At 44.3% G+C, this 17923-nt stretch carries 15 protein-coding genes; 5 read left to right on the plus strand and 10 right to left on the minus strand.

Annotated features, from left to right (window positions below; translation table 11 throughout):
* Positions 1–30: 30 nt before the first annotated feature.
* Positions 31–2394, minus strand: a complete 2364-nt coding sequence (locus PHEP_RS06130; RefSeq protein WP_012781387.1) for an ATP-binding protein — start codon at positions 2392–2394, stop codon at positions 31–33.
* A gap of 193 nt (positions 2395–2587) precedes the next feature.
* Positions 2588–3016: a VOC family protein gene (locus PHEP_RS06135; RefSeq protein WP_012781388.1), complete on the minus strand. Its 429-nt coding sequence runs from the start codon at positions 3014–3016 to the stop codon at positions 2588–2590.
* Between the two features lie 117 nt (positions 3017–3133).
* On the opposite strand from PHEP_RS06135, the gene PHEP_RS06140 reads away from it, so the two are divergent.
* The gene (locus PHEP_RS06140; RefSeq protein WP_012781389.1) at positions 3134–4117 is read left to right on the plus strand and encodes a GlxA family transcriptional regulator; all 984 of its coding nucleotides are present in this window, start codon (positions 3134–3136) and stop codon (positions 4115–4117) included.
* A 64-nt stretch (positions 4118–4181) separates the two neighbouring features.
* A complete protein-coding gene (locus PHEP_RS06145) occupies positions 4182–5471 on the plus strand; it encodes a DEAD/DEAH box helicase (protein ID WP_012781390.1) in 1290 nt (429 codons plus the stop codon).
* A gap of 364 nt (positions 5472–5835) precedes the next feature.
* On the opposite strand, the gene mazG is transcribed toward PHEP_RS06145, so the two are convergent.
* From mazG to PHEP_RS06175, 6 genes are all read right to left on the minus strand, one after another.
* Positions 5836–6642: a nucleoside triphosphate pyrophosphohydrolase gene (mazG, locus tag PHEP_RS06150; RefSeq protein WP_012781391.1), complete on the minus strand. Its 807-nt coding sequence runs from the start codon at positions 6640–6642 to the stop codon at positions 5836–5838.
* 10 nt (positions 6643–6652) lie between these two features.
* A complete protein-coding gene (locus tag PHEP_RS06155) occupies positions 6653–6949 on the minus strand; it encodes a hypothetical protein (protein WP_012781392.1) in 297 nt (98 codons plus the stop codon).
* Positions 6950–6952: 3 nt separating this feature from the next.
* Positions 6953–8065, minus strand: coding sequence for an AI-2E family transporter (locus PHEP_RS06160; RefSeq protein WP_012781393.1), 1113 nt, complete (start codon positions 8063–8065; stop codon positions 6953–6955).
* Positions 8066–8159: 94 nt separating this feature from the next.
* Positions 8160–9113, minus strand: coding sequence for an aldo/keto reductase (locus PHEP_RS06165; RefSeq protein WP_012781394.1), 954 nt, complete (start codon positions 9111–9113; stop codon positions 8160–8162).
* 24 nt (positions 9114–9137) lie between these two features.
* Positions 9138–9818: a tRNA (5-methylaminomethyl-2-thiouridine)(34)-methyltransferase MnmC2 gene (mnmC2, locus tag PHEP_RS06170; protein WP_012781395.1), complete on the minus strand. Its 681-nt coding sequence runs from the start codon at positions 9816–9818 to the stop codon at positions 9138–9140.
* Between the two features lie 30 nt (positions 9819–9848).
* The gene (locus PHEP_RS06175; protein ID WP_012781396.1) at positions 9849–10154 is read right to left on the minus strand and encodes a hypothetical protein; all 306 of its coding nucleotides are present in this window, start codon (positions 10152–10154) and stop codon (positions 9849–9851) included.
* 213 nt (positions 10155–10367) lie between these two features.
* Between PHEP_RS06175 and PHEP_RS06180 the strand changes: the two genes are divergently transcribed.
* Both PHEP_RS06180 and PHEP_RS06185 read left to right on the plus strand, forming a co-directional pair.
* Entirely contained in the window at positions 10368–11084 is a 717-nt protein-coding gene (locus PHEP_RS06180) for a gamma-glutamyl-gamma-aminobutyrate hydrolase family protein (RefSeq protein ID WP_012781397.1), read from the plus strand.
* Positions 11081–12445, plus strand: coding sequence for an aldehyde dehydrogenase family protein (locus PHEP_RS06185; RefSeq protein WP_012781398.1), 1365 nt, complete (start codon positions 11081–11083; stop codon positions 12443–12445). The genes PHEP_RS06180 and PHEP_RS06185 overlap by 4 nt, the downstream gene beginning before the upstream one ends.
* A gap of 7 nt (positions 12446–12452) precedes the next feature.
* On the opposite strand, the gene PHEP_RS06190 is transcribed toward PHEP_RS06185, so the two are convergent.
* Together PHEP_RS06190 and PHEP_RS06195 are read right to left on the minus strand one after the other, a co-directional pair.
* Positions 12453–14489 (minus strand): M13 family metallopeptidase, encoded by a 2037-nt coding sequence (locus PHEP_RS06190; RefSeq protein ID WP_012781399.1) that lies wholly within the window; start codon positions 14487–14489, stop codon positions 12453–12455.
* Positions 14490–14739: 250 nt separating this feature from the next.
* Positions 14740–15612, minus strand: a complete 873-nt coding sequence (locus PHEP_RS06195; protein WP_012781400.1) for a DMT family transporter — start codon at positions 15610–15612, stop codon at positions 14740–14742.
* 76 nt (positions 15613–15688) lie between these two features.
* On the opposite strand from PHEP_RS06195, the gene PHEP_RS06200 reads away from it, so the two are divergent.
* The gene (locus PHEP_RS06200; RefSeq protein ID WP_012781401.1) at positions 15689–17854 is read left to right on the plus strand and encodes a S9 family peptidase; all 2166 of its coding nucleotides are present in this window, start codon (positions 15689–15691) and stop codon (positions 17852–17854) included.
* Positions 17855–17923: the final 69 nt, after the last annotated feature.

Raw genomic sequence — 17923 nt, forward strand, 5'->3', positions numbered from 1 at the left:
ATTTTTTTTCGAAGAAACCGGTAAATGGAATTATAGACTAAAAATATGGTGCAGTACTTTCCTGTACAGCTCATCAGGCAAAAAGGGTTTGATCACCATATCGTTAATGCCCGCTTCCTTTACCCGTAATGCTATTTCATCAGGCAAGTTGGCTGTAAGGGCAACAATAGGGATGGTCACTCCATTTTCACGCATGGTTGCAGCAGCTTTATAGCCATCCATTATGGGCATGTGCAGGTCCATCAAAACCAGCTGATGCCTGTTCACATCCAGTTTTTCCAGGGCTTCCTGTCCGTTTAGGGCAACATCTATCGTTGCTCCCCAGCGTTCCAGATATTTTTGCGCTACCAGTACGTTCATCAGGTTGTCCTCTACCAGTAAAATAGGTATGCCTGTAAGCGGTTTATCATTCTCGTTGGGCAGGTGTTCCGGATCCAGACGCTTTAAAATTTTGGTGCTTTTCTCAAAAGTTTGTATAAAATAGAAAGTAGAGCCCCTGCCCTCATCGCTAATCAGGTTTAGGGATGAATTTTGGAGTTCCAGGATCCTTTTACAAATGGAAAGGCCCAGTCCTGTACCGCCAAATCCCCTTGATGTAGAAGAGTCAACCTGCGTAAACCTGTCGAAAATAACTTTTTGCTTATCTTTTGAAATGCCGATACCGGTATCTTTAACCTGGATATTTAAGGTAATATCAGTTTCCGTCTGCGCAGCTACAATCAATCTCACTTCTACAGAACCCTTATTTGTAAATTTTATGGCATTGTGTACCAGGTTGGTAATGACCTGAGAACTGCGGGTCGGGTCGCCCATTAGTTTGTTCTTTAAAGCCGGGTCTACATGCAATGTCAATTCAATCCCTTTATCATGCGCAGAACTTTGAAGTCCCGAAACAATATTTCCGGCAATGGCCGGAATGTCCATTTCTATGTGCTCAAAAGAAACTTTTCCCGCCTCAATTTTATTATAATCCAGAATGTCATTTACAATAGAAAGCAAATTATTGGCAGAAAAGAGCATCACATCAAGCTGTTCTTTCTGGTCTTCCCTTGGCCCGTTTTTCAGTAGCAAATGACTCATTCCGATCACCGCATTTAGTGGTGTCCTGATCTCATGGCTCATGGTACTCAGGAATTCGCTTTTGGCTTTTAAGCCCTGCTCTGCCTCGGCCCTGGCCTTTTTCTGTTCAAAAGAAACCCTGTGCGAGAGTATCAGTGACTGAAGGAAGAAAAAACTGATGTAAAAAATGAAAGAGACCAGCTGAAAGGCGGGGATGACATTCCAGTAATGCAATAATGAAATGGCAAATACAGGCATAAGGGCAACTGCGCTCATTAAGGTATAAATAGCTCCCGGTCTCTTTTTTCTATAGGCCATTGTATATACATAGGGAACGTACACCAGACAAAAGATCATGATAACCAGAAAAGGATTTATCAATTGGGTAAAATACAGGGGTTTCAGACAAAGTACTGCCAGGGAAAAGCCAAAGCAAAGGCTGAAAATGGTGCCTATAACAATTATACTCGTATCCTGAGGGTATAAATACCGGGTATACAAGGCAAACATGCCTATGCCTAAAAACAAGCTCAGGTATTCCATCCTTACCGTAAGGTACCAGTCCATCTGGGGTAGTACGGTATGCAGTACATAATTGTCTATCCCAATAATCCTGTAACTGTAAACAATAGAGTATAAGGCAAACAATAGGATGGCCTTGTCCCTGCTCCCCATCAGGTAAAGTCCCAGAAAGAAAAGTCCCCCCATCATCAGACAGCCGGTCAACAATAGGTCAACTGCTTCAGCTTGTTTTCTTTTTAAAATGACAAAACCTTTTTCCCCAATTAACAAGGGCTTTTTAATTCCGCCTTTGCTATGGCTAAAATTTGCAATTTGCAGCAGGATGTTTAAGGTATCGGTATGCTGCGGGATTTCTATGATCTTATTTTCCCAGTAGGGAATAAAATCGGTTGCGGTCCTGGCCACACGTCCGTTGGAAGCGACCTCCTGCGCATTGATAAACAGGCGATAGGCCGAATAAGCTTCGGGCATGGACAGGCGTAATGATGGCGTGTTTTTTGGCAGCAATACAGTAAGCCGGTAAGTGGCGTAACCATACGAAGGATAGGTTTTTCCGGAAGGTGAGCGGTCGGTCCACCTGTAAGGAAAGTCTACCAGTTCCCCTTTATGTTTAAGGTGGTCATTTGGACCTATAAGCTGGCCCCAATAAAAAAGCCACTGACCATTGAGCGCAATTTTTCCATCCATTGACTGCGCACGAAGATCTATTATGCCACCTTTTGCAAGTTGAACTGTTGTCTCAGCTGCAAAACCATAATTTGTCAAGCAGCAAAGCAAAAGCAATGCGCTATAAAAATATTTCCTTACCCTCATTAAGAATGATTATCTCACTTAATTAAAAATGTAGTGTTTTTAATTTGCGCGCAAAGATATGGTAATTAAAAAGTTAATAACCAATGAAATTTACAATATTCACCTGACATTCGTCAGGAAATATCTTTTTAAGAGAGTAAGGCGTATGGAAATTATCCCTGAAATACTAAAAAATATTGCAGGGGTAAGTAGATTATTGTGCCTGACCTGAATTGTAGCTGATCATCCACTGGGTGCCAAATTTATCGGCAACGATGCCAAAATAATCGCCCCAGAACATGTTTTCCATAGGCATTTCTACCTTACCACCATCCGCAAAGGCCGCAAATATACGGTCTGCATCTGCAGTGCTTTGTACGCCGAGCGACAGGTAAAAATTATTGCCCGGGGTTAACTTCTGGCCCAGAGATTCCAGCGTATCGGTAGCCATCAGCATGGTGCCGTTAGGAAGCTGGAGCGACATATGGCAGATTTTGTGCTTTTCATTTTCTGGTGTCTGATCATCCGGCATATCGCTGAAACGCATGGTCATCACAATTTCGCCGCCAATTACCGATTTATAGAAATTAAAGGCTTCTTCGGTTGTTCCCGGAAAGTTTAAATAAGGGTTAAGCGTGATCATAGTATCTGGTTTTATTTTGTTTATCCAAATGTAGTGTCAATAACCCAATATTCAGGGGTGCTAATACGCCAATATGAGGGGTTGACTGCGACAGATTTTTACCTTAAATTTGATAGAATGAAACACATATCAGTTCTGGTACCAACAGGGGCTGCAGCATTAAGCTGTATTGAAGGCCCGTTTACTTTGTTCAATAAAGTGAATGATTTTTTAGCTGCTATCGGTAAACCCCCAATGTTCATTGTCCAGCTTGTTGGCCTCAGTAAAGAGCCCCGGGTTTACGACAGGTTGTTCAGGGTGTACCCTGATCTGGTGCTTGCTGAGGTTTACAAAACAGACCTGATCATTATACCCGCGGTAAATGGGGATATGGAAACTGTCATTGCCGAAAACAATGATTTTTTTCCCTGGATAACGGCCCAATATAAAGCAGGGGCAGAAGTGGCCAGTTTATGCGTGGGTGCTTTTTTACTGGCGGCAACGGGACTGGTAAAAGGAAAACGCTGTGCCACGCACTGGCTGTCGGCCCATCAGTTCAGTAAGATGTTCCCCGATGTGGAAATGGTATCTGATAAAGTGGTAACCGATGAAAACGGAATTTATTCGAGCGGCGGGGCAAACTCTTTCTGGAACCTGTTGTTGTACCTGATCGAAAAATATACCGGCCGCGAAATGGCCATCCTTTCTGCAAAATACTTTGCCATTGAAATAGACCGCAGTAACCAGTCCTCCTTTATCATGTTTAAAGGGCAGCGCGACCATCAGGACGATTCTGTAAAAAAAGCCCAGGATTTTATAGAACTTAATTTCCAGGAAAAAATAAGTGTAGACCAGTTGTCGGATATGCTGGCCATTGGCCGTAGAAGTTTTGAACGCCGTTTTAAAAAGGCCACCACCAATACGGTGGCCGAATACATACAGCGTGTAAAAATAGAAGCGGCAAAGAAGGATTTTGAGACCAGCCGTAAAAACATTACAGAAGTGATGTGCGATGTGGGCTATTCAGATACCAAGGCCTTTAGAACGATTTTTAAGAAAAACACAGGGCTATCACCTATAGAATACCGCAATAAGTACAATAAAGAGGCCCTGGCGCTGTAAAGGCACCCTGCTTATTGAAGTAATTTCCGTAAATTTGCAGCTTCATCAATTAATTAAAGATACTGTGTCCTTAGATAAATTAAAATTAAGCAAGCCGCTGGTAACAGCAATGAATGATGCCGGGTACATCTCTGCAAAAGAAATTCAGGCAAAAACCATGTCCCGTATTATTGGGGGGCAGGATATCATTGCGGTTGGTCCCGAAGGCTGTGGTAAAACCACAACTTATGTGCTTGGCGTTTTAATGAAGCTAAAATACAGTACAGATGAGGCACCAAAAGTGCTGATCCTGGTGCCTGATGGCGAACGTGTGGAAGCGGTAATTGCAGAATTTATGCTGCTCAGCAAAAACAGGGACCTGCGCATTATAGGTTTGTATGGTACCGGCGGGATGGAAGAAGAGATCAATACGCTTTTAGATGGTATCGACATTGTGGTGGCCACGCCCACGAGGGCAAGGGCAGTTTACCTTAAACTGGGCCTGAACCTGAACAGGCTGCAGACCTTTATTGTTGATGATGCTGAGGTAATTGTAAAACAAGGAATGCAACTGCCTGTGGCCGAGCTGGCCAGAAGTGCGGGTAAAGTGCAGCACCTGATATTTACTACAGTAGTGCACGATAAGCTGAACCTGATGATCGATCAGTTTATGAATTTCCCTGTTACCATTGAAGTAGAAGACCTGGGTGAAAGCAAGGCTGAAACGCATGCGCTTCTGTTGTACCAGGTACCTAATTTTAAGACAAAGATTAACCTGCTGAACCTTTTGTTAAGGGATGATGAGGTATTTGATAAAGTGATCGTATTTGTAAACAGCCGTTTAACGGCACAAAAACTGTCCAATAACCTGCATGCTGCAAAGCCGGGCGCTGTTGCTGTATTGAACCCCCTGTTTTTTGATGAGGAAGGTTTTGACCATATTGACGATTTTAAAGTTACACCTGAAGCAAGGGTGCTGATTGTGGCCAATGAAGGCTTTTCCGGGCTAGACCTTTCGGGCATCCATTTTATGTTCCATTTTGAGCTGCCTGAAGAAAAGGAAACCTTTTTAAGCAGGGCCGTAAAAGAGGGGGAAGAGGAAGTAGTGGCCATTACCTTTGCTACTGATCTGGAGCTTGCAGAAGTAAGAAAGATAGAGCAGTCGCTAGGCAAAAAGATCGAGGTGGCAGCATTGCCGGACGACCTGGTGATTGATAAATCGGTAAAGGTGCAGGCCGTTAAAACCAGGAAAGAAACTGAGGACGCGCCTAAAGGCGGCGGTGCTTATCATGAAAAAAAAGAAAGCAACTCCAAAAGCTACAATTACGGAATAGGGCAGAAGGCCAAAATGACGATGAAGAAAAAGCACGGTTAACTCCTGGTTACTCATACAGCTCCCCAACATATAAGCTATCCCCCTGCAATTTCCATTGGCCGAGGCAAAGCTCTTGTGATAGTATTAAATCAAGAGAAGGCCTAATACAGGGTTACATATAAAGATATAGTAACAATTAAATGATTATAATATGAATACATAATTATGATACTGTTAAAATACCCTTGAGATACCGTTGGAATACCCTATATGGTATTCCAACGGTATCTCAAGGGTAAGGGAAAGGTAAGTTAAAGGTATTTTAATTCTGTATTCATTATGTTTTGATATTGTACTTACTATATCTTTATATGTAACCCTGTAGTAAGAGAGATCCGATCGTTTCCGTTAGCTCAAAAATTGTTTATATCTTCTTCGCCTCGTTCCAGTATACATCCATTTCTGCAAGTGTCATGTCCTGTAAAGCTTTGCCATTTTCTTTGGCCTTGCTTTCCAGGTACTGAAAGCGCCTGATGAATTTTTTATTGGTTTTCTCTAAGGCATTCTCCGGATTGATGTTGATAAAGCGGGCGTAGTTGATCAATGAAAACAGCAGGTCGCCAAATTCTCCTTCTGCCTTTTCAATATCAATGGCGCTATTGTCCACCACATTAAATTCTGCTTTAAACTCCTGCATCTCTTCTTCCACTTTTTCCCAAACCTGGGCTTTGTCTTCCCAGTCGAAGCCAACACCACGTGCCTTTTCCTGGATGCGGCTGGCTTTCACCAGCGAAGGTAGTCCTGCAGGTACACCCGCCAGAACAGATTTATTGCCCTCTTTTAGTTTTATCTTTTCCCAGTTTCGTTTCACATCCTGCTCATCGGCTACTTCAACATCGCCATAAATATGCGGATGGCGATTGATCAGCTTATCGCATACACTGTTCAGCACGTCTACAATGGTAAAATCATCGGTTTCTGAAGCAATACGGGCATAAAATACCAGGTGCATCATCACATCTCCCAGTTCCTTTTTCACTTCTTCCAGATCGCCTTCTAAAATGGCGTCCGACAGTTCATAGGTTTCTTCAATGGTCAGGTGCCTTAAAGTTTCCATCGTCTGTTTTTTGTCCCAGGGGCATTCGGTACGCAGGGTATCCAGAACATTTAACAATCTGAGGAAGGCTGAAGCAGGGTCTGCGGCAGTTAAAGGTGCAATGTGGTTGGGCATGGGGAACAAATTATTTGATGACGTTAAAGGTAACCATCATTGTGGTTAAAAAAAGAACAATGAGGCCGGATAAGAACATAAAATCTGCTATCTTTTCTAAATGGTCTTCCATACCTGCATCTTTTCTCATCGAAAGAAAGGAAAAAATGGAACTTGCCATAAACAAAATGATGGCCAGGGCAGTGGTTTCATCAATCAGGGTGCTGTCCTGCATTTTCGACACTTTAATTGAGGTAAGCACAATAAAACACAGGCCCAGTAAAGTTGCAGAAGTGTTCAGGATATGCGGTGATCTGTTCTCGGCCATAAATTATTCTTTTTCTTCCAGTTTGATCTTTTTGGTAATGCGGTATACCCTTCGTTTCTTTTGCGGCTTCTCTTCCCCACCCAGTAAAATTCCCCAGGGCCTAAGCTGCTCTACCTTATCAAAAATAATTTTAAGCATGGCCAGGTAGGGGATACATAAAAACATACCAGATATACCCCAGATCATTTCGCCCACTACAATGCCGATGAAAGCAAACAGTGCATTGATCTTTACTTTAGAGCCCACTACCAATGGCATCAGCACATTTCCATCAAGTGCATGGATGCTTACAAAAGCAATTAAAACCAGCAATACCTTGGCCGCTCCGGCAGTCGCAAAAGTGATCAGCACACTGATCAGTAATGCGGTAAATATGCCCAGGTAAGGTACAATGTTAAAAATCCCCGAAATCAGGCCCAGCAAAACGGCATATTTTACGTTCAATACCCACAGGGTAAATATCATCAATACGGTAACGATAAACATTTGTAAAAAAAGCCCTGTGATGTATTTTTTTATGATGTACTGGATCTGTCTTACAATTTCGCTTACTTTTTGTTTATGTTTTTCCTCGAACACAGAACTCAGGAAGTTAAACAGAATGCCCCTGTAGTTGAGTATAAAAAAAGTGAACAACAGAAGGAAAGATAAGAACAAAAGGGTAGAGGATACGGTAAGCAACGTAGCGCCCAGCACCGTTGCACTGGTGGCTACAGCGCTGCTGGCACTATTCTTAAGGTAATCTATCTGTTTCTGTGCATTTACGCCAAATGTTCTGGAAATCCAGTGTTGCACATCATGGAACGAGGTTTCGGCCTGGTGCTTAAGCAAGGGCCAGTCTTTCCACAAATCGGTCAGCTGGTTGGCCAGGAAGTACAGGATGGAAGAGATTACCCCAATCATCAGTACCACTGATATGATGGCTGCAATGCTCCTTTTAAAGCGCCATTTTTGTTCCATAAAATTGGCCATCGGTAACAAGAGCAGGGCCAGTAAAAATGAAGTAAGCAGTGGCGCCAGGATGGTTTGTCCTAAAATGGCCAGGTAACCTGCACTTATGATGGAGAACAACACCATAGCCAGTTTGGTGTAAAAGGGTAGGGAAACTTGTGTCATGAGCAGCAGGATTAATAATGATGTAAATTAACCAAAAACAAATGCCCTGCCAAAATATTTTGACAGGGCATTCTATTCATTTTTCGGGATGTGTTTACTGCCAGTCGCTGGCCTCGTCAAGTATCGCTATGTCTTCCACATTTAATTTCAATGTGGCGGCTTTAACCAGGTCTTCCAGCTGCGCCAGGCTGGTTACACTGGCAATAGGTGCAGTAACGGATGGCCTTGCCAGCAGCCAGGCCAGGGCTATACTGGCCGGATTGGCATTGTACTGTTCGGCAACCTGGTCCAATGCCTTTAATATTTTAAAGCCCCGGTCGTTAAGATATTTTTTAATGCCGGCGCCACGCTTGCTTTTGTCCAGATCAGCTTCAGACCGGTATTTTCCGGTTAAAAAGCCACTGGCGAGTGCATAATAATTGATTACGCCCAGCTGATGGTCTACCACTACCTGTTCCAGCTCTTTTTCATAAGCCTCGCGCTGGTAAAGGTTATATTCGGGCTGAAAACTCTGGTACCTGGGCAGGCCCAGCCTGTCGGCAGTTTCCAGTGCAGTGCGCAGGCGTACCGCCGAAAAATTGGAGGCACCTATCCAGCGTACCTTTCCGGCCCTGATCAGGCGGTCATATACTTCAAGTGTATCTTCAATTGGTGTTTCCGGGTCGTCATAATGCGACTGGTACAAATCGATATAATCGGTTTTCAATCTTTTTAAAGACGCATCAACAGATTTAAGGATATAATCTTTGGCCAGGCTTTTTTTATCTGAACCTGGTATAGAACCTACTTTGGTGGCCAGGATTACCTGCTCCCGGTTTTTTCTCTGTGCCATCCAGTTGCCGATGATGGTTTCAGATTCACCACCTTTATTTCCGGGTACCCAATGCGAATAGGAGTCGGCCGTATCAATAAAATTGAACCCGGCTGCGGTAAACCCGTCCAGGATTTCGAAGGATTGCTGCTCATCTATGGTCCAGCCGAATACGTTTCCACCAAAGGTGATGGGATAAACCTGCAGGTCTGACTGGCCTAATTGTCTTTTCTTCATGAATTTAGATTTATGGTCTTTAGCTTAACAACCGAACCCGCCTTTTGTTGCCCTTAACATCTCTCTTTTTCCGGGAGCGCCGGGCAGTTTTTCTATGCTGAACCCAATGGCCTTCAGGGCACGTTTAAGCTTACCGGTAATGGCATAAGTAACAAAAATACCGCCTGGCCTTAAAAAACTGCAGGCATGGGCAATCACCTCATCTGTCCACATTTCAGGCTGGTGCTGTACTGAAAAAGCATCGTAATAGAGCAGGTCAAACCGACGGTCCGTTTCATAGCGGTGAAGGTAGGTATGCACAATCCTGAGCTGCTGATCTGCACCAAGGTTTACAGCTTGCTGAAAGGCTTTTCCGTAGTTGCCGGTCAGGCCATTCCATATATTTTCGGGTACGTACTGATCGTAACCTGTTGATTCCAGTTCTTCTATCGTGAGCGGAAAAGCCTCCAGTGAAATGTATTTAAGCGCGGTTTGATGTTTTTCACACCAGGCGGCACTCAGCAAAAAGTTTAACCCTGTGCCAAAACCAATTTCCAGCACCTTGATTTCCTGGCCGGGAAAACAGCTGAGGGCATGTTGTAGGCCGGCATCAATAAATACGTGTTTGCTTTCCTGCAGGGCACCGTGTTTGGAATGGTAATGTTCGCCAATGGTTTCATTGTACAGCGTATTTGAGCCATCGGCAGTTAAGGTAATTCTGTTCATTGCCTACAAATTTAACCAAAACTGGTTAAATTATTTGAACTTATACAGATCGATCCCTTTCCAGGCAATGTAGCCCAGCTTTGCACACTTGTCTGCCACCACTTCAGCAATATATGCCGGAACATCACTTACAATTGTCCAGCGAATGGCATAGTTGCTATTGTAACTCATATAGATGACCAGATCGTCGCCATCGGGGCTTTCCAGCAGTTGTTTATCCAGATAGGCCTGTAAATCTGCTGCAAAACCCTCCAGCCGCTCATTCATCATTCTTGTCAGGGGCGCTTTAGGCCTGGCCTCAAAATCAATAATAGGTACTACGGTAATGGTGGTCATCAATTGTGGTTATGGTTTCAAATATGCAAGAACTTTGCCAATATAGGAAGGGAGGCCAGCTATAAATTGAAATATTTATCCGGATTGCCCTTATGCACCTTTAATTAAAAGGAATGCTTATATCCAAATAATCCAAAACCTGTATCGCGGGAAGATTTTAAACGGTTATATTTAAAGGCGCTTTAGTCATGGTAGAATTTTTAAAAGCAGCTAATGAAGAAAAAAATAGGCATAAGTTACACGGAAACCAATTTTCAGAACTACTGGAACTGGTTTACACCAGAGGATCTGGGAGGAGAGCTGGAACTGTTAGAACTTTCATTTGAAAAGAACAACAGGGACGACATTGAAAAATGTGATGGCTTTGTGCTTACCGGTGGTATTGATGTACTACCAGCTATATACGGCGGGGCAGAAGCATATCCCTACCGCCCCGACGAGTTTTTACCGGAAAGGGATGAATTTGAACGGTTGATCTACAACTATTCGCAGGAGGCAAAAATTCCGGTATTGGCCATTTGCAGGGGCATGCAGTACATCAATATCATGGAAGGCGGAAAAGTTTTTGAAGACAATGGCGAAAAGCTGAACCGCTTACATAAAAAGGGAACGGAGGATAAGGTGCATGAGGTAATTGTGAATACCCATAGTTTGCTTTATGCGGTAACTGGCGAAAAAAGGGGGCTGGTAAACAGTGCGCACCACCAGGCGGTAAGGCCCGATAAACTGGGCAATAACCTGATGGTTAGTGCTTATGCGGATACCGAGGACCCGATTATTGAAGGCTTGGAATTTAAGGATAAAACGGGCAAGGCCTTCATGATAGGCCTGCAGTGGCATCCGGAAAGGATGAAAGAAAAGGAATCGAATCCCTTCTCCCAGAAAATTAAGGAAGAGTTTGTTAAGGAAGTGAAAAAACATACACGATGAACATTGTAAACCCTGCTACAGAAGAAATTATTGCAAGCGTAAAAGAAGATGACAGTAAATCGCTTGCCCATAAGCGCAACCTGCTTAAAGTAGGGCAAAAAAACTGGGCAGCCAGAAGTTTAGCAGAACGTCTGAGGATAATTACGCAGTTTTATAATTTGCTGGATGCAGAAAAAGAGAGGCTTGCAGCGATGCTTACTTCGGAAGTGGGTAAACCTTTGCAGCAGTCGCGCAATGAAATTAACGGGGCCGGAACAAGGATCAAATGGATGCTGGACCATGGGGCAAAGTACCTGTCGGACGAGCTGGTAACCGATACGCCGGAGCTGAAAGAATACATTTCGTACAATCCGCTGGGCATTGTCTGTAACATTTCGGCCTGGAATTACCCTTACCTGGTGGGGGTAAATGTTTTTATCCCGGCCTTAATGGCGGGCAATGCTGTGCTGTATAAACCATCCGAATATGCCACTTTAACAGGATTGGAAATAGAAAAACTGCTGAGGCAGGCAGGTGTACCCGATGATGTGTTTAAAGTTGCGATTGGGGCCAAAGAAACCGGCGAACATTTGCTGGACATGAACTTTGACGGGTATTTTTTTACCGGATCTTACCGTACCGGAAAGCATATTTATGAGCGTGTGGCACCCAAAATGGTTCCCTGCCAGCTGGAACTTGGAGGTAAAGACCCACTGTATGTGGCAGGGGATGTAAAGGATGTTGCAGCGGTAGCTGTGGCGACGGCCGATGGGGCTTTTTACAATAACGGACAAAGTTGCTGCTCGGTAGAGCGTATTTATGTGCATGAAAAAGTGTATGACGATTACCTGGCTGCTTTTGTAAAAGAAGTAGAATCGTGGAAAACAGGACTGCCTGACGAAGAAGGGGTGTACATTGGGGCGCTGACCAGGAAGGAGCAGCTTAAGGTACTGGAACTGCAGGTTAAAGATGCGCTGCAATATGGTGCGGTATTGCTGAGCGGAGGTAAAAGAAAGGGAGAAAAAGGCAATTATTTTGAGCCTACGGTATTGACCAATGTGACCAACCAGATGAAGGTGATGCAGGAAGAAAGTTTTGGCCCCATCATTGGTATCATGAAAGTAAATGATGATGCAGAAGCACTTTATCTGATGCAGGATACAGCTTACGGACTAACGGCATCAGTTTATTCTGACAGCTGGGAAAGGGCGGAAAATATTCTTTCACAGATAGACTCGGGCACGGGGTACTGGAATTGCTGCGACCGGGTAAGTGCTGCACTGCCATGGAGTGGCAGGCGGCACTCAGGAATTGGCGCAACCCTTTCCCATCAGGGCATAAGGGCTTTTACCAGGCCGAGGGCCTGGCATTTAAAGCGCTGAGGGCTGGTTACCACAACCTGATCCGCTCTTCCGGTTTTTTATAGAGTTTATCCCCTGGCTGCACATCAAATGCGCTGTACCAGGCATCCATATTTACAGGGGCACCAATGGTTCTGTACGGGCCCGGGGAATGCGGATCTGTTTTGATCATCTGTGCAGCTATTTCGGGTAAGATATTGCCTCTCCATACCTGTGCCCAGGAAAGGAAGAAACGCTGGTCTGGTGTAAAACCATCAATTTTTTCGTCAGACTGGCCTTGCCTGGTCATTTTAAACGCTTCATAAGCTGCGTTTAAGCCACCCAGGTCGCCTATGTTTTCGCCCATTGTAAACTTGCCGTTCACAGGGATGGTGTCCAGCACTTTGTAGCCATCAAACTGTTCGCCCAGTTGTTTGGTCTTAGCATTGAATTTTTCACGGTCTTCGGCAGTCCACCAGTTGCGCAGGTTGCCATCTTTATCGTACTGGCTACCACTATCGTCAAAACCATGCGACATTTCGTGACCGATAACGGCACCAATGCCGCCATAATTTACGGCATCATCGGCATTTGGATCAAAGAAAGGGAACTGCAAGATCCCGGCCGGAAATACGATCTCGTTCATGGTAGGGCTGTAATAGGCATTCACTGTGGGTGGGGTCATCCCAAATCGGGTACGGTCTACCGGTTTACCCAATTGGCTAACCATTTCCTTATAAGCCCAGGTGCCGGCATTCCGCAGGTTCTGCAGATAGGCATTAGGGCTGATGACCAGTCCCTGATAAGTTCTCCATTTTGAAGGGTAGCCTATTTTAGGTACAAAAGCATGCAGTTTTTCCAGGGCCTTTTGTTTGGTCACTTCGCTCATCCAGTCCAGGTTTTTGATCCTGATCTCGAAAGCTTTTCTCAGGTTGGCGATCAGCTCGTCCATCCTCACTTTGGCATCGGGCTTAAAGTACCTGGCTACATACAGCTGTCCTACCAGATCTCCGATGGTACCATCTGTGAGCTGCGACATCCTTTGCCAGCGTGGGGTTTGTACTTTTTGTCCGGTTTGCGCCTGGTTAAAGGCAAACGTTGCATTTACAAAGGGGCTGCTCAGGTTGGCTGCGGCACTTTTCAGTACGTTCCATTCCAGATAGGTTTTCCATTCGTTCAGCGGGACACTTTCCAGCATGTCATTCAGGCTGACAAAAAACTTTGGAGAGGAAACAAGTACTGTATCCTGTCCGTTTACCAGAAGTTTGCTGAACAGCTGGGGCCAGCTGATCCTGGGTGTAGTTTTGTTAAAATCAGTCAGCGTAAACTTATTATAGGTTTTATAAGGGTCACGCATTTCCAGTCTGCTCATCTGCGCTTCAGCAAACTGCTTTTCTATCGCCATTACCACTGCTGCTTTTTTGGTAGCCTCGGCCGCAGTGCTTCCCGTTAATTTAAACAGGGTAGTCAGATAGGTGTTATAAGCTTCGCGGATCTTTACACTTCTGCTGTCATCTTTCAGGTAATAATCGCGGTCGGGCAGGGTGGTCCCACCCTGGCCCAGCTGTGGAAGGTATTTGTTTACATTTTTGCGGTCCTGGCCAACACCAAAGCTGAACATAGGAGCGGCAATGCCATTTACACGCAGGTAAGCGGTCTGGTCAAGTACCCCGCTTATATTTTTGAGCTGCCTGATCTTTGCCAGTTCTGCTTTGATGGGGGCATAGCCCAGCTTTTCGATGGTCAGGCTATCCATTGCTGCAGTATAGAAATCGCCCACCCTTTTGACTACCGAGCCTGGCTGGGCCGATTTGCTGGCGGCGGCATCTTCTACCAGGCCTTTTACGGCATTGATGTTGAAATCCCTTAAGGCATTAAAGCTGCCCCATCGGGTTTCTTTAGCAGGGACTGGATTGTTTTTGATCCAGGTGCCATTCGCATACCGGTAAAAATCATCTCCGGGTTTTACGGAGCGATCCATATTTGCAGGGTCGATAAATTTTGTGGCAGATTGTGCATGGGCAGAATAGCTGATAGCAGCAATTCCCAAAACGGTAAAACAAGTTTTGAGTGATAAAAATTTCATAAATGATAATTGAAAGGATAAAAGTAGTAATTGTGCCTAAATAAGCACCTTGTATCCCAAAATTATTACTTGTTAAACCAATAGTAAAGCTTGGTGAGGCCAAGTTTTCTGAGGATGGTATGGGTTATAGAAAATACATTTATAGATTTCATCTCTTCGCATTTTATATCTATTTAACATATTTTAACAAAAAATATTGTGCAGACCTTTAAATTTTTGTTATAGCCGCTACTGGGTTTAGCAGGTAATTTTAAGCTTTCAGCTTTTTGCGCTGACCAATATATAAGCCAACGATAACCAGGCAGGTTCCGAAAACTGTATACAGTGTAATGGGTTCATTGAGCAGCCACCAGGCATAAAAGAAACCGAAAAGCGGACACAGGAACAGCCACAGGGAAGCTTTTACGGTATCTATTTTTAAGAGGTAGAACCAGCAGATGAGGCCGGCTACAGATACGGAAAGGCTAAGCCACAATACAGAAGAGATGAACCTGTGGTCGAAATTTAAAGCAGAGAAATCGCTAAATGCCAGGGTAAAGGGTAAAAGGAATAATCCACCCAGGGTTACCTGCCAGCCATTGATCAGCAGGTTGGGTAAGGTCCATTGTATCCTTGCATAATAAACACTGGCAAAGGAAACGGCAACCATGCTTAACATGAGTATGGCTACACCTGAAATGGTAGTATTGCTGTTTTTAAGCAGGGGATAGGTAGCCAGTGCAATGCCCAGCATGCCAATGATGATGCTGATGATTTCTGCCTTTGCCGGCCTGCGGCCCATCAACCAGGAAGAAAGCAGCACAATGAGCAAGGGATTGGTAGAGGTAGACAAACTGCCGATGCCTGCTGCAGTATATTTCATGGCGTATACATACAAACCAAGGTATACTGTTGTGTTCAGAAAGCCAAATATGGCCAGCTGACGCCATTCGGTATACGTAGGCAGGCGGTATTGCTTGTCCCTGCTGATCAGGTAACAAAAGCCCAGCAGCACAAAACCTGCGATAAAAAAACGCAGGTTGCCCAGGATTAAAGGGGGCGATGACAATATGCCGAATTTAGTTGCTACAGATGCTGATGCCCACAGCATGGCAAAAAGTAAACCGATAAAGATGTTCTTCACACATCAAAGGTAAGGCAAGAAAGGATGATAATTGCTACATTTTATCTAAGTTTGGCGCAACTAATTTTTTTTTATAATGAAAAGACTGATTTTACTGATCTATCTGTTGGCTGTAGCATCTGGTAGTTTTGCACAGCAGCAGCAGCAATTGAGCATGCAGGATGCGATGAGCAATGCCCGGACAACGCTGGCACCCGAAAACTTATCCCAACTTCAATTTATTTATGGAACAGAGGATTATGTATATGCCAAACGTATCGGCAATAGTCCGGTTTGGTTAAGTGGCAATGCCAAATCAAAGGAAGACCAGCCTTTTCTGACCTTAACACAATTAAACCAGAAATTAAGGAACGCGAAGAAGGATACTTTGAAGATGATGCCCGTGATCCAGTTTAACCAGGGGCCGGAATGGATTTTAAACCTTAACGGTAGTAAAGTAGCGATCAACCCGGTTAAAAATACGGTAGATGTATTGGTAGACCAGTCGTTAATGGCAAAAACAAACGCAGAGGAAAGCAAGGCCGGTTATGTGGCTTATCTGGATAATTTCAACTTGTTTGTTGCTAAAGACGGGGATCGGAAACAGGTTACTACTGATGGTAACAGTGATATTGTTTACGCTTCTTCGGTACACAGGGAAGAGTTCGGGATCAGTAAAGGAACTTTCTGGAGTAATAATGGTAAGGTGCTTGCTTTCTACAGAATGGACCAGCGAATGGTTACAGATTATCCGATCATCGACTGGACCAGCCGGCCTGCTCACAATGTAAACATCAAATATCCTATGGCGGGTGACAAGAGCCATCATGTTACTGTGGGGGTGTATCATGCAGAAACTAAAGCTGTAGTGTATTTGAAAACCGGCGAGCCGGCAGAGCAGTATTTAACAAATATTGCCTGGAGTCCGGATGATAAATATGTTTATATAGCGGTATTGAACCGTGGACAAAATCACATGAAGCTAAACCAGTACGACGCGGCTACAGGCGATTTTGTGAAAACCTTATTTGAAGAGAAAGATGATAAATATGTAGAGCCACTGGTGCCGATGTTATTCCTGAAAAATGATCCTTCAAAATTTATATGGCAAAGCAACAGGGATGGCTGGAACCATTTATACCTGTACGATTTAAAAGGCAGGGTGGTAAAACAACTAACCAGGGGGGCATGGGAAGTGCTGGAGGTAAAAGGTTTTGATGCTAAAGGTGAGCGGCTGTTTTACGTTTCAACGGAAGAGTCGCCGGTAACCAGGAATTTATATGTATTAAATGTGAAATCTGGTCAGTCGCGCAGGCTTACATCTGCTTTTGCGGTACACAATACGCAGGTAAGCATTTCCGGAAATACTGTAATTGATGTTTACAGTACACCTGATGTGCCCAGGGTGATCCAGCTTGTAGAAACACCTGGTTCAAAAGCTAAGTTATTGTTGAAGTCTGCAAACCCCTTGTCGGCTTATGCTACAGAAAACTCATCGATATTTACCATTAAAAGTAAATCGGGTGAGGACTTGTATATGAACCTGTACAAGCCGGTAAATTATGATGCCGGTAAAAAATATCCTGTAGTGGTTTACTGGTATGGCGGTCCGCATGCACAGCTGATCACCAACAGCTGGAATGCCGGTGCAGGCGATTACTGGTCGCGGTATATGGCGCAACGGGGTTATGTAGTGCTTACGGTTGATGTAAGGGGTAGCGACAACAGGGGCAGGGCCTTTGAACAATCTATGTTCCGCAGGGCAGGTGAGGTACAGATGGAAGATATGATGAGTGCCGTGGATTATCTGAAAGCTCAGCCTTATGTAGATGCAGCCAACATGGGCTTATTTGGCTGGAGCTTTGGTGGCTTTGCCACTACAGATTTTATGCTGACCCACCCGGGTGTGTTTAAAGCTGCCGTAGCTGGCGGGCCGGTAATAAACTGGGCCTTTTATGAGATCATGTATACCGAACGTTATATGGATACCCCACAGGAAAACCCTGAAGGTTATGCCGCGACTTACCTGAGTAACCGTGTTGATCAGCTGAAAGGAAAGTTATTGCTTATCCATGGATTACAGGATCCGGTTGTAGTACAGCAGCATTCGGTCGATTTTGTGAAACATGCGGTTGATAAAGGTGTACAGGTAGATTACATGATCTATCCTGGTCATGAGCACAATGTATTGGGTAAAGACCGGGTGCAGCTGTATCAGAAAGTAACGGATTATTTTGAACTGTACCTGAAAGGGGGAAAATAACCAGCCATATTTTTTATTTTCTAAAGAATGCAGCTTTTTTTAGGTACGGACTAAGGGATTGTGTATTTT

The organism is Pedobacter heparinus DSM 2366 (assembly GCF_000023825.1).
GTDB classification, from domain to species: Bacteria; Bacteroidota; Bacteroidia; order Sphingobacteriales; family Sphingobacteriaceae; genus Pedobacter; species Pedobacter heparinus.

Excerpts from the sequence above, each read along its gene's own strand:
- PHEP_RS06130 (WP_012781387.1), bottom strand. The coding sequence starts at position 2,394 with ATGAGGGTAAGGAAATATTTTTATAGCGCATTGCTTTTGCTTTGCTGC.
- PHEP_RS06135 (WP_012781388.1), bottom strand. The coding sequence starts at position 3,016 with ATGATCACGCTTAACCCTTATTTAAACTTTCCGGGAACAACCGAAGAA.
- PHEP_RS06140 (WP_012781389.1), top strand. The coding sequence starts at position 3,134 with ATGAAACACATATCAGTTCTGGTACCAACAGGGGCTGCAGCATTAAGC.
- mazG (WP_012781391.1), bottom strand. The coding sequence starts at position 6,642 with ATGCCCAACCACATTGCACCTTTAACTGCCGCAGACCCTGCTTCAGCC.
- PHEP_RS06155 (WP_012781392.1), bottom strand. The coding sequence starts at position 6,949 with ATGGCCGAGAACAGATCACCGCATATCCTGAACACTTCTGCAACTTTA.
- PHEP_RS06160 (WP_012781393.1), bottom strand. The coding sequence starts at position 8,065 with ATGACACAAGTTTCCCTACCCTTTTACACCAAACTGGCTATGGTGTTG.
- PHEP_RS06165 (WP_012781394.1), bottom strand. The coding sequence starts at position 9,113 with ATGAAGAAAAGACAATTAGGCCAGTCAGACCTGCAGGTTTATCCCATC.
- mnmC2 (WP_012781395.1), bottom strand. The coding sequence starts at position 9,818 with ATGAACAGAATTACCTTAACTGCCGATGGCTCAAATACGCTGTACAAT.
- PHEP_RS06175 (WP_012781396.1), bottom strand. The coding sequence starts at position 10,154 with ATGACCACCATTACCGTAGTACCTATTATTGATTTTGAGGCCAGGCCT.
- PHEP_RS06180 (WP_012781397.1), top strand. The coding sequence starts at position 10,368 with ATGAAGAAAAAAATAGGCATAAGTTACACGGAAACCAATTTTCAGAAC.
- PHEP_RS06185 (WP_012781398.1), top strand. The coding sequence starts at position 11,081 with ATGAACATTGTAAACCCTGCTACAGAAGAAATTATTGCAAGCGTAAAA.
- PHEP_RS06190 (WP_012781399.1), bottom strand. The coding sequence starts at position 14,489 with ATGAAATTTTTATCACTCAAAACTTGTTTTACCGTTTTGGGAATTGCT.
- PHEP_RS06200 (WP_012781401.1), top strand. The coding sequence starts at position 15,689 with ATGAAAAGACTGATTTTACTGATCTATCTGTTGGCTGTAGCATCTGGT.